The organism is Lactiplantibacillus argentoratensis, from assembly GCF_037290055.1.
In the GTDB taxonomy this organism is placed as follows: domain Bacteria; phylum Bacillota; class Bacilli; order Lactobacillales; family Lactobacillaceae; genus Lactiplantibacillus; species Lactiplantibacillus plantarum.
The window spans coordinates 1744948-1757230 of record NZ_CP147647.1 but is presented as its reverse complement, the minus strand read 5'-3'; the positions used below and the strand labels follow the sequence as shown (position 1 = coordinate 1757230).

Below are 12283 nucleotides of genomic sequence, written 5' to 3'. Positions count from 1 at the left end.
ATTTTGAACAAAATCACTAGTGGCTCAGGCAACTAGTGATTTTTTGGATTCAGCGTTGCGTCGATAAAACTACCGCACGGGCAAGAACCTAGTTGACGAAATGCTGAATCTAGCCTAACATTTAAACAGCAACGCAAGTAGAAGAGGTGAGGTTCGATGGATTTTACAGTTAAACCGCGCCGGTCGCTCATCGTGTATATGCATTCGATGAAGCAGGTGCGTCAATTGAAACGCTTTGGATTAATTCAATACCAATCGCGTAAGGAACATTATGTGGTCTTGTACATGGATGAAAATCAAATTCCAGCCGCAACCACGAAAATCAAAAAATTAAATTTTGTCCGCAGGGTTGAACCGTCATACCGCCCGGACGTTGCAATGAACTTTGGTGAACGGGTGGATCAAGGCTTCTTTAAGCCCACCACGACTGGTGCACCTGATGACGATGATGATGAGGATTAAGTTGGTGAAGATGAGATGCGAATTGTAGCAGGAGACTTTGGTGGTCGGCGGCTTAAAGCCGTACCCGGCATGCAGACCCGGCCGACGACGGATAAGGTTAAAGAAGCTGTTTTTAATATTATTGGCCCCTATTTTGATGGTGGGCAGTCCTTGGACTTGTTTGCTGGGAGCGGCGGGTTGAGTATCGAAGCTGTTTCACGCGGAGTGGCTCGGGCTGTTCTGATTGATCGGCAGTATCAGGCCATCAAGACGATCAAGGATAACATTGCCGTGACCAAGGCGCCCGAACGATTTGAAGTGATCAAGGGCGATGCCGAACGAATTTTGGACCGGTTAGCCGCGCAGGACGAACATTTTGACTGGGTCTTTTTAGACCCACCCTATGCCAAACAACAGATCGTGAAGGATATTCAGCATTGTGATGCACTGGGATTGTTGAATCCGGGCTGTCGGATTATCTGTGAGACAGATACGAATGCGAACTTACCGGCCACTTTACCGGGGTTTGAGTTGATCAGACAACAAGATTACGGTATTACGGTCATTACCATTTACCAAAAAGTAACGGAGGTCGGGTAAGTATGGTGACAGCAGTTTTTCCGGGAAGTTTCGACCCAATCACGCGGGGCCACTTAGATATGATTCAACGGGCGAGCCAATTGGTTGACCAATTGATCGTCGCCGTCATGGTCAATACGAGCAAACAACCGTTATTTACGATGACGGAAAAGGTTGCCATGATCAGCGAAGAGGTCGCGGACTTGCCAAACGTTGAAGTTCAAGCTGCGACTGGCTTGACCGTTGATTTTATGGCGAGCGTCCATGCGACAGTCCTAGTACGAGGACTACGGAATGAACAGGATTTCGGGTATGAACGTGACATTGCTTGGATGAACAAGTCATTGGACGAGACGATTGAAACGATTTGCTTGATTGCGCGGCCCCCGTACGCCTATTTTTCTTCCAGTTTAATCAAGGAAGTCGCAAAGATGGGCGCGGACGTTTCCAAGTACGTCCCGACCGCGGTGGCGCAAAAACTCCATCAGCGGTTAGGAACTGATCAACATGACTAGGGGCCGTCAGCTGTTCAAACGTTACTGGGGTTTGCTAGTCGTAGTACTGTTGGTGCTAGCGTTGTTTTTAGTGCCTTTACCATACTATGTTGAAGGACCGGGGAGTGCGAATAATTTGAAGGCCTTCGTGACTGTCAAGCGTCATCCAGATCATCATTCGGGCAAGTTTATGTTGACTTCGGTCGCAGAAGCTCGCGCGACGCCGCTGTTGTGGTTATACGCGCAACTGAATCCCCACTATGACGTGGTCAGTGCTCAGGACATGACTGGCGGGCAGGATGACGCGACCTATAATCGGGTGCAAAAGTTTTATATGCAGAGTGCGATCAATGAAGCCATCGCGACAGCGTACTCAGCCGCACATCAGCAATATCGTAAGACTTATCAGGGAATCTACGTTTTAACGGTGCAATCTAATTCGAAATTTAAAAACCAATTAAAAGTTGGCGATACGATTACGAAAGTCGATGGGCACCATTTTAATACGGCCAGTGCCTATCAGCATTATATTGGTAAGCAGGGCGTCGGACATCGTGTGACGATCACGTATCGGCGAAAGGGGTACTTGAAGCAAGCAAGCGCGCCATTGATCAGGTTAAGCACCCATCGTGCCGGGATTGGCATTGGTCTAACTGATAATATTAAAGTAACGACGACTATTCCGGTCAAGGTCGATCCCGGACAAATCGGGGGTCCCTCGGCGGGCTTGATGTTTAGTTTGCAAATTTATCAGCAATTGACCAATCAGAACTTACGACACGGACGCAAGATTGCCGGGACCGGTACCATTGATCAAAATGGACAAGTTGGTGAGATTGGCGGTATCGATAAGAAAGTGATTGCTGCTAAGCGGGCGGGAGCGACGATTTTCTTTGCACCGTACGTGAAACCAACCAAAGCGCTCTTGGCGGTTGAAGAGAAGGGTCAAACCAACTATCAACTCGCTAAGGCGACTGCGAAAAAATACGCACCAAATATGAAAGTCGTCCCAGTGACGTCGTTTAAGCAGGCCGTTCGTTATTTGCAGACCCACCCACAGTAAAATTGAGATGTAAGTTGAAAAAGTTTGGGATAAAACCCAAACTTTTTTCATGGGCAGTAACCCCTTTTGCGTAACTATTCGTTGAAGGGGTGAAAATGAATGATAGATTGGATCAAGCTACTTAAAACACACTGGCGAATTGTTGGCGGTGTGAGTGCGGTGACGATTATTTTGATAACCGGGTGGGCCCTTAGTCAACTTAAACAGCCCCAACCCGCCAACACGGATAACTTATTGGCACGCTCGATTAGTGCCACATCAACGGGGGCTACGAGTCAGCCCCAACCAAGTGGTGACCGACCGTCCACGAGCACCCAGCCGTCGAATGCGACGCCGAGCTCGGCCCATCCGGCGGGGGACAGTTCGCCAGGATATGTTGATATTAAGGGTGCGGTCAACAAACCAGGACTATACCAAGTGACAGCGAGTATGCGTGTTGCGGATGTCATTCAACTGGCACAGGGCATGCAGCCCCAAGCCGATGTTCGGCAAGTTAATTTGGCTGCCAAGGTGACGGATCAACAAGTGATTTACGTGCCGGTTAAGGGTGAACAGGCGCCAGTCGTTGCGCCACCGGTTGGGCCGTCAACGGCCCCTACTGGTGGGACGCCAACTAGTGATCATGCGGCAACGGATAAGGTCAATCTCAACACGGCTGATGTGGCCGCGTTGCAAAAGCTGAGTGGAATCGGACAGAAGAAGGCTGAAAAAATCATCGATTATCGCCAGCAACATGGTAATTTTAAAACGATTGATGATTTGAAAAACGTCAGCGGCTTTGGGGAAAAGACCGTGGCTAAATACAAAGACCAACTCACCGTCTAGTTTCAAAGCGCACAATTTGGTATACTACTGTCATTGAAAGTGAGGCATAAAATGATGAAAGATCAACGAATTCCATGGGATCAGTATTTTATGATGCAGGCCGTCTTATTGGCGAGTCGGAGCACGTGTGAACGGCTTTCGGTCGGTGCTACGATCGTCCGGGATAAACGCATTATTGCGGGTGGTTACAATGGTTCGGTATCCGGCGATGTTCATTGTATTGATGAGGGGTGTTACCTTGTTGATGGGCACTGTGTTCGAACCATTCACGCGGAGATGAATGCAATTTTGCAATGTGCAAAGTTCGGTGCGGCCACAGATGGCGCCGAGATTTATGTCACGGACTTTCCATGTTTACAATGCACGAAAATGTTATTGCAAGCTGGAATTCAAAAAATTCATTATTTACGTAATTATCATAACGATGCGTATGCCATGTCGTTAATTGAGCGCAAACACGTGGCTTTACAACAAGTGCAGTTTGACCAATCAGACTTGGATAAACTGAATCTTGACCAAATCTTATTAGATCGTGACTAATTGCGCGCACTATTTTTTGCCGCTATTGCTTGCGGCTTACTTAGTAGTTGGTTAGTTGACCAACAATGGCTGGCAGCTGGATTATTAGTAATTTGGTTAATGCGAGTTATCCGTTTACGAGATCGATACTGTTTGATGGCGACGATCGGCTGTGTGGTATCCATGGCAATCTGGCTAAATTGGCAAAATCATCGTTTCACAACCATAGTTCAACAACCTAGTCAGGTGGTCGCACTCGACTTGGCCGTTCAACCTGATGCGATTACGGTGCGCGGTGGTCAGTATCAGCTGATTACCACCAGTCCAATGGGCAAACTCCTCGTTAGAGGTCAGCTGAAAAATGCCGCTGAAAAACAGCATTTGACTCAGCTCACTTGCCGGACAGTCTGGCGTGTTCAAGGGGAATCAGCGCCCATTGCACCTCCTACCAACCCAGGGCAGTTTAATGCGCCTCGGTATTATCGTAATCAAGGAGTCGCCCGCCAAGTGACGGTCACAGCGGTTCAACGAATAGAAATTGCGCCGCGGCGTGGTTGGCTGGGTCCACTTGATCGATTACACCAATGGCGTCAGCAATTCTTTCTAGCCTGTCAAAGATTGCCGCCAACGCTTAGTCGTTATGCGACGAGTCTACTGGTTGGGATGCGCCCCGCAGATTTTCAGACGACAATGGGGGCCGTACAACAGCTGGGACTATTGCATTTGTTCAGTTTGTCGGGTATGCATGTTATTTTATTAGTTAACTTCTTACAATGGGTCTTGTTACGACTGCATCTAAGTCATCAAGCAATCGATATTTGGTTATTAGGGCTCTTACCAGCATACCTTGTGTTGGGCGGCGGGGCCGATAGCTTGCAACGAGCGGTTGTAACTGCGGCCTTGCCGATTGTTTGGCAACTGTTAACGCGCCAGTCAAGTGGGGCGCTGAGCGGTTGGAGCGTTGCTCTGATGGTGGGGATCGTTCACAATCCATTGGTTCTGAGCCAATTAGGCGGTCAGCTTAGCTATGGGCTAGCATTGTTACTGATCTTGATGCCCGGGTTACCGCCGTGGCGGTTAGCCATCTGGATTCAGATCATCAGCTTGCCGGTCCTACTGGTGGCTACGGCGCAGTGGCATCTGTGGTCTTTAGCAGTCAACTTAATCGTTGCACCTATCTTTAGTTGGGTCCTATTGCCAGTGACAGTTGTTGGGGCTAGCATTGGTTTTAGTTCTGCCAATGTTGCTAATACGTGTGAGTGGGTGTTGACTAATTTCCAAAACTGGCTTGATTGGGTCAGTCACTGGCCCGGCCTACTCATTATCGGTCAACCGAGTGCGCTGTGGGCCTGGACGCTCAGTTTATTGAGTTTGTGGTTGTTACGGACACCGCAACGTCGGTATTACTGTGGATTATTACTGGCATATGCGTGTTTTAGTCTTAGTTTGCGTTTTCCGCTTCACGGCGCTGTTCAATTCATCGATGTCGGCCAGGGCGATTCGATTTTGATTCGCCAACCATTTAACCGCCAAGTGAGCTTGATCGACACTGGGGGGCAACTACATTTTCCTAGGCCACGTTGGCAGGCAGAACAGGTCCAGCCGCGATCGCGTGCGGAAACGATTACGGTCAATTATTTGCACCGGCTGGGGATTACTCACTTGGATTCAGTTTATTTGTCACACAAGGATGTTGATCACATTGGTGACTTGGGTGAATTGTTACGCTTGATGCCGGTCAAGCAGGTGGTGGTGCCAGCCGGAATGGCGCACTTGCCCAAGTTTCAGAAACTGCTAGTGCCCGCTAAGAAGCGGCCGAAAGTGATTGAAGCCTTGGCCGGCCAGACGTTTGCAGATGGATTGGTTGCAGTGCATCCATTTAAACCGGGGCGAGCTGAAAATGAAGATTCGCTAGTGCTAACGGGTGTTTTTGGGCGCCAACGTTTCATGTTTACGGGTGATCTTGATCGGGCGGGAGAGCGTGCAATCGTTGCCCGATACCCACAATTGCACGTGGATATTTTAAAGCTAGGGCATCATGGCAGTAAAACAGCCTCGGATCCGTTAGCTTTGCACCAATTAGGTGTTCACCACGGTATTTTATCAGTGGGTCGGCACAACCGGTACGGACACCCGAATCAAGAGACATTAGCAACCTTAACTGAACAGCATATTGTCACTTATTCAACGGCTTTGCAGGGGATGATTACCTATCGTTTTATTGATCATCGACGGGGACGTTGGCAAACATTTTTAAAGGAAGGTGATCGCCATCAACGCACAACAGGCGTTAAAATCGATTCGCAACGGTGACTTGGCATCAATCTACGTTATCTTGGGAACGGTCGACTATTTGGCCGATCAGCTCAAACAGGCTTTTACGCAGCAAATTCCCAGTGAAGAACAGACGATGAACGTCGGCAGTTATGATATGGAAACGACGCCAGTAGCCGTGGCTTTAGATGACGCGATGTCGGCACCGTTTTTTGGTGAGCGGCGGTTAGTCTTTATTAATCACCCGTATTTTTTGACGGGTGAAAACAAGAAGACCAAGGTTGACCATGATTTAGACTCGCTACAGCACTATTTTGAACACCCAGAGCCAAGTACGATTCTGGTACTGATGGCACCCTATGAGAAATTAGACGCACGTAAAAAACTCGTTAAAACGTTAAAAAAACAGGCAACGACGGTGGAAATCAACCAAGTGTCGGAGGCTGAAACGCAGCGCTACGTGCAGGCGGCGTTAGATGAGAAGCAAATCCGCATTGATGCGGATGCGCTACAGAAATTGGTTAATCGAACTGATGGGCAGTTGGGACTGATTATGGGCCAATTACCGAAACTAATGATTTATGCGGCTCAGTCGCAACGAATTGATTTGGCGGCAGTCCAAGCCCTAGTGACTAAATCACTGACGCAAAATGTCTTTGACTTGGTCAATGATGTGCTTCGGTATCAGACACAGCCCGCTGTTGAGCTTTATCATGAATTAGTGGCTGCGCAGGAAGCACCATTGAAAATCAATGCGATTTTATTAGGACAATTCCGATTGTTATTACAGGTCAAAATTATGGTCCATGCGGGCTATAGTCAGGGGAGCCTGGCTAGCACACTTAAAGTACATCCATATCGGGTCAAGCTAGCCATGCAGACGGTCCGTCATTTTGATCAAGCCGCGTTGCGTGCAGCGTATTTGGGGTTGCTCCAAACGGAAGTACAAATGAAAACGACACAACGTGATCCGGAATTACTCTTTGAGTTGTTCATGGTTCAATTCGTTAATGAACGACAAGCGGCACGCACGACGCGGTCGTCTCGTTAGATAGATGTGATTAAGCGATGACGGCCACTACTGACGATAGTGATGATGTGACTCGTTTATGTAAGATATAAAAAGATGGTCGACTGGAATTCTAAGAATTCAGTCGACCATCTTTTGACTTATTAATGACAATAAAAAAACGCCGTCGCAATGCTCGGGCGTAAAATTAGCTTATTTAGCGTAACGTGCAGCCATCCGTGACTTGTCACGGGCAGCTTTGTTGCGCTTGATAAGACCTTTAGAAGCAGCCTTGTCAACGGCGCTAGTTGCTGCTAAGTATAGATCGTCGACGTTGTCGGCACCAGCAGTTTTAGCAGCTTCAAATTTTTTAACAGCAGTCCGCATCGCACTCATTTGGGCGGTGTTACGGACGTTTGCTTTATTGTTTGTTTTCACGCGTTCAATAGCGGATTTGATAATTGGCATCAGATTCACCTCCATCATTTTTTCAACAAATGCTATTATACATAAGCCCCGTCCTGAATGCAACCGTTATGTGTAAAGTAATTTATCTTGATATGTATTGAAACTTGCTTTTTATTCCTTAGTTTGCTAGACTATATCAAGTGTTCAGCAACCCTTTACTTAGTTTTTCGTGCACCACCAACGATTTACTCAGTTTAGGGCAATTATTGGAAAGGTGGTTGAAACACATGGCAATTTCACGCGAAAAGAAGACGGAGCTTATTAACAAGTATGCTCGTCACGAAGGCGATACTGGTTCTGTTGAAGTCCAAGTTGCAGTTTTAACGGAAGACATCAACGAATTAAACGAACATTTACGTGTTCACAAGAAGGATTTTCATTCACAACGTGGGTTGATGAAGAAAATTGGTCACCGTCGTAACTTGTTAGCTTACCTTCGTAAAGAAGACGTTAACCGTTACCGTGACTTAATCCAAAGTCTTGGTCTTCGTCGTTAATATTGAAATTATGAGAGCTGCCTGCGGGCGGTTCTTTTTTTTGCGAAAAATTACAGAAACAATACATAAACTTTATTAATCCCAAACAACCGTTCGTTATACTAATGTTTATTCAAAAGTGAATGAGGGGATTTCATGGAAGCAATGCAAACGTTGACTCGTAATTTTCGGGTCTTATGGTTTGGGAGCTTGATCACGGATTTAGGTAACGCAATGACGTTACCGTTTATTGTGCTGTATATTCAGACGCTAGGCGATTATTCGACGACCCAGCTGAACTTTTTAGGGGCAGCGGCGTTTGCCGTAACGTATGCCTGCAAAGCCTTGATTGCTCCGCTTTGGGGGCGGTTGGCAGATCAGAAGGGGCGCAAACTGATGTGCCTGCGAGCTTCTGGAATGATGACCTTAACGATTCTTGGCGTGGGATTAGCGCCTAACGTGGTCGTACTTTTAATTTTGCGAGCGGCCCAAGGCGCGTTTTCAGGTTACATTAATAATGCGAACGCCCTGATCTCGATTACCGCACCCGCCGAGCAACGTGGTCTATGGCTGAGCAAATTGATCACGGGTTCCATTAGTGGCACATTGATGGGACCACTTTTGGGAAGTGTACTTGCTAATACGGTTGGCTATCGGGGAGCGTTCATGGTGACAAGCAGTTTGATGGCCCTCGTCTTTGCCGCCACCTGGTGGGGCGTGCAGGAGGACGTGACACCAGTGAGTCGCACCGCGTTACCACCGTTGGGGCCGATTCTGCATCAATTAGGGGGGCGCTTTATTTGTGCCTTATTGACCTCGTTATTAGTCGTTCAAGCGACCACCAATGCGATAACGCCACTGTTGAGTTTGCTGGTCGGACAGTTAGCGCCCCAAGCGACGGCGCAGACGATCGTCTTGATGACGGGAATCGTGGCGGCTGCGCCGGGTCTTGCCACAATCCTGATGGCCGGTCGTGTTGGTCGCATTTTGGATCGGCTCGGTGCCGGTCGTTGTCTGATTATTTTTTTGATTTTAGCAATCGTTGACTTGTTGTTAACTAGTTTAGTACACCAAGTTGCGTTGTTGGTCGGGCTACGACTAATCCTGGGGGTTGCGGATGCGGCCCTATTGCCGGCACTTCAAGTGATGACAGTCGAACATGTCCCACACGTGGCGTTTGGGCGTGTGTTTAGTTTAAATCAGTCCGCACAGGCTTGCGGCAACGTAGTCGGTCCCGGATTGGCAGTCATGGTTGCCAACTGGTGGGGCTATCAGCCGATATTTATCGTTACGGCCGGATTGCAGCTGATTGCACTGATACTGTGGGTCACCTATTTCAGTCACCAACGGCACCATTAGGTTGCATTAAATGGTCTAACTATTGCTTTACTTTAAAATGTGGTAAACTGGGGAGAGTTACTTAATCGGAACAGGTACGCTGGTACTTGTAAATTTTAATAGAGGAGTTTTTAGATCATGAACTTTGCAAACGTTGATTTGATGACCGCAATGGTGACCCCTTTCGATGATCACCAACAATTGGATGAAAAGCGGTTAGCAAGTTTGATTGAACATTTATTGGCACACGGCACCCAAGGTATTCTGGTGGGTGGGACGACTGGTGAAGCACCGACATTAACCGAAGATGAAAAATTAACCTTACTAAAGAAAGCAGCTGAGATTGTCGATGGTCGAGTACCAATCGTCGCTGGGACTGGTTCAAACAGCACCGCAGCCACCATTGCATTTACTAAGAAGGTTAGTCAGATCAAGGGTATTGACGCGGCTTTAGTGGTAGTGCCTTACTACAACAAGCCTGATCAAGCCGGCATGATTGCGCACTTTTCAGCGGTTGCTGATCAGGGCGGCTTACCGGTCATTATTTATAATATTCCTGGGCGAGTCATTGTGAAGATGGCCGTGTCAACGGTCTTAACGTTAGCACAGAATCCCAATATTATTGGGATCAAGCAGTGTGCGTCGATGGAGGAATTTGGTGCCATCGTCGAAAATGCACCGGCTGATTTTCTTGTGTATACAGGCGAAGATTCTCAGAGCTTAGCAGCTAAGGAAATTGGTGGCGCTGGGGTTATCTCAGTAGCAAGTCATATTTATGGTGATGAGATGACTGCGATGTTTAGTGCCATCGACCAGGGTGATATTGCGACGGCCGCTAAGTATCAGCGGGACTTAACACCTAAGATGAGTGCCCTGTTTAGCGCGCCATCGCCATCGCCAGTTAAAGCGGCGTTGAATCATTTAGGCCAGCCCGTGGGTGAACCCCGGTTGCCAATCCTGCCGTTGAGTGCGGAACAAACCGCCCAACTTTTCAAAACATTAAACATTTAGAAGAATCAAGGTGAAATAATTGAGTAGTAAAATTCAAATTACCCCCTTTGGTGGGGTCCGTGAAAACGGCAAAAACATGTATGCTGTCGAAGTCGATGGCGATATTTATATTTTAGATTGCGGGCTAAAATACCCGGAAAATGAGTTATTAGGAATTGATATCGTGATTCCAGACTTCAGTTATTTGCGGGAAAATGCTGATCGAATCGTGGGTGTCTTCTTGACCCACGGCCACGCTGATGCTATTGGTGCGTTACCATACTTTTTAAATGAGTTCAACGTGCCGGTGTTTGGCTCAGAGTTAACGATTGAGTTGGCAAAAATTCAGTTGCAAAAAGATCCGAAAGCCAAAAAATTTGATGACTTCCACATCATTAATGAAAAGACGGAAATTGATTTTGGCACAGTCACAGTTTCATTCTTCCGTACCACGCATTCGATTCCAGATTCCATGGGGATCGTTCTTCAAACCAGTGCCGGTGAGGTCGTATACACGGGTGACTTTAAGTTTGACCCGACAGCTGCCGGCGATTATCAAACTGATTTTGCGCGGTTAGCAGAAATTGGCTCTAAAGGTGTGTTGGCGTTACTGAGTGATTCAGCTAATGCAGAAAACTATGAACAACCGGTCAGTGAGCGTGAAATCGCAGCCTACGTATTAGAAACGTTTAAGTACCATCCGGGACGAATTATCGTCGCTTCAGTTGCCTCCAACATCTTACGTATTCAGCAAGTGTTAGATGCCGCAGCGAAGTCTGATCGCAAAGTTGCTTTAATGCCTGGTGATGTTGAAAGCATTGTGAAGACTGCGATTGATTTAGGCAAGTTACACATGCCGGAAGACGTTGTCGTCCCGCTTAAAACCATTGACAAATTCAAACCTGAACAGATTGTGATTCTACAGACGGGCCGGATGGGCGAACCAATCAAAGCCTTGCAGCGGATGGCGAATAAGCAGGAGAGCAAGGTCAATATCGAAAAAGGCGACTTAGTGTTCATTACGACCACACCGTCACATTCGATGGAAACCGTAGTTGCTAAGACCCGCGATATGATTTATCGTGCTGATGCAGACGTTAAGGCGATTGCTGATGAAATGAATTCCTCTGGTCATGCAGCCAAACGCGACTTGCAAATGATGATCAACATGATGAAACCGCAATACTTTATTCCGATTCAAGGGGAGTATCGTCTGTTGGATGCACACGCGGACTTTGCACGTGAAGTCGGGATTCCTGATGATCACGTTCTGATTGCCGCTAAAGGTGACCAGTTACGTTATGATGGGGACACTATGCATCTGGCTGGTTCCATCGAAGTTGGCGACACGATGATTGATGGCATCGGGGTCGGTGACATTGGGAACATTGTGTTACGGGACCGAAAGATTTTGTCTGAAGACGGTATTTTCGTGGCAGTGGTCACGATCGATCGTAAAAAGAAGAAAATCATTGCGACCCCTAAGATTACTTCACGAGGATTCGTTTACGTCAAGACTAGTAAGGACTTGATGAAAGAAAGCGCTGAGTTAGTCAAAACGACGGTGCAAGAAAACCTTGATAACAAAGAGTTTGATTGGGGCCATCTAAAACAGGCTGTTCGTGAAAAGCTGAACCATTACTTGTGGGATCAGACTAAGCGGCACCCAGTTATTTTGCCAGTTATTATGGAAGTTAATCAGCATCATCGGCGTACCAAGAAGGCTAAACCAGCCAAATCAGTCGAGACTGAATCTAAAGCTTAGTCTTAAAAAAGTCGGAATTTGCTTCCGACTTTTTTGGTTACA

Annotated in this window: 13 protein-coding genes; 12 read left to right on the top strand and 1 reads right to left on the bottom strand. The window is 47.3% G+C overall.

Annotation, left to right across the window (positions count from 1 at the left end):
- Nucleotides 1–156 precede the first annotated feature (156 nt).
- The 8 genes from V7R88_RS08245 (at nt 157) to holA (ending at nt 7246) form a co-directional block, all read left to right on the top strand.
- Nucleotides 157–462 carry a YlbG family protein gene (locus tag V7R88_RS08245; protein WP_057717492.1) on the top strand — a complete coding sequence of 102 codons (306 nt, stop codon included), beginning with the start codon at nt 157–159 and terminating at the stop codon, nt 460–462.
- Between the two features lie 15 nt (nt 463–477).
- On the top strand, nt 478–1041 hold the full coding sequence (rsmD, locus tag V7R88_RS08240; protein WP_054396453.1) for a 16S rRNA (guanine(966)-N(2))-methyltransferase RsmD: 564 nt from the start codon (nt 478–480) through the stop codon (nt 1039–1041).
- 2 nt (nt 1042–1043) lie between these two features.
- Nucleotides 1044–1535 carry a pantetheine-phosphate adenylyltransferase gene (coaD, locus tag V7R88_RS08235; RefSeq protein WP_057717493.1) on the top strand — a complete coding sequence of 164 codons (492 nt, stop codon included), beginning with the start codon at nt 1044–1046 and terminating at the stop codon, nt 1533–1535.
- Nucleotides 1528–2577: a SepM family pheromone-processing serine protease gene (locus V7R88_RS08230; protein ID WP_057717494.1), complete on the top strand. Its 1050-nt coding sequence runs from the start codon at nt 1528–1530 to the stop codon at nt 2575–2577. The genes coaD and V7R88_RS08230 overlap by 8 nt, the downstream gene beginning before the upstream one ends.
- A gap of 99 nt (nt 2578–2676) precedes the next feature.
- Nucleotides 2677–3402 carry a helix-hairpin-helix domain-containing protein gene (locus V7R88_RS08225; protein WP_054396459.1) on the top strand — a complete coding sequence of 242 codons (726 nt, stop codon included), beginning with the start codon at nt 2677–2679 and terminating at the stop codon, nt 3400–3402.
- 54 nt (nt 3403–3456) lie between these two features.
- Nucleotides 3457–3942 carry a ComE operon protein 2 gene (locus tag V7R88_RS08220; protein ID WP_003645663.1) on the top strand — a complete coding sequence of 162 codons (486 nt, stop codon included), beginning with the start codon at nt 3457–3459 and terminating at the stop codon, nt 3940–3942.
- Nucleotides 3943–6234 (top strand): DNA internalization-related competence protein ComEC/Rec2, encoded by a 2292-nt coding sequence (locus V7R88_RS08215; RefSeq protein ID WP_338816140.1) that lies wholly within the window; start codon nt 3943–3945, stop codon nt 6232–6234.
- Nucleotides 6185–7246 (top strand): DNA polymerase III subunit delta, encoded by a 1062-nt coding sequence (gene holA / locus V7R88_RS08210; RefSeq protein ID WP_338816139.1) that lies wholly within the window; start codon nt 6185–6187, stop codon nt 7244–7246. Before V7R88_RS08215 ends, holA begins: the two co-directional genes overlap by 50 nt.
- A 171-nt stretch (nt 7247–7417) precedes the next feature.
- Here the strand turns inward: holA and rpsT are convergent, their stop codons facing one another.
- Nucleotides 7418–7672 carry a 30S ribosomal protein S20 gene (rpsT, locus tag V7R88_RS08205; protein WP_003645660.1) on the bottom strand — a complete coding sequence of 85 codons (255 nt, stop codon included), beginning with the start codon at nt 7670–7672 and terminating at the stop codon, nt 7418–7420.
- Nucleotides 7673–7899: 227 nt separating this feature from the next.
- Between rpsT and rpsO the strand changes: the two genes are divergently transcribed.
- From rpsO to V7R88_RS08185, 4 genes are all read left to right on the top strand, one after another.
- Complete coding sequence (gene rpsO / locus V7R88_RS08200) at nt 7900–8169, top strand: 30S ribosomal protein S15 (RefSeq protein ID WP_003639022.1); 270 nt, start codon at nt 7900–7902, stop codon at nt 8167–8169.
- Nucleotides 8170–8304: 135 nt separating this feature from the next.
- The gene (locus V7R88_RS08195) at nt 8305–9507 is read left to right on the top strand and encodes an MFS transporter (RefSeq protein ID WP_057717497.1); all 1203 of its coding nucleotides are present in this window, start codon (nt 8305–8307) and stop codon (nt 9505–9507) included.
- 117 nt (nt 9508–9624) lie between these two features.
- Nucleotides 9625–10497 carry a 4-hydroxy-tetrahydrodipicolinate synthase gene (gene dapA / locus V7R88_RS08190; RefSeq protein WP_057717498.1) on the top strand — a complete coding sequence of 291 codons (873 nt, stop codon included), beginning with the start codon at nt 9625–9627 and terminating at the stop codon, nt 10495–10497.
- Between the two features lie 19 nt (nt 10498–10516).
- Nucleotides 10517–12241 (top strand): ribonuclease J, encoded by a 1725-nt coding sequence (locus V7R88_RS08185; RefSeq protein WP_054396469.1) that lies wholly within the window; start codon nt 10517–10519, stop codon nt 12239–12241.
- Nucleotides 12242–12283: the final 42 nt, after the last annotated feature.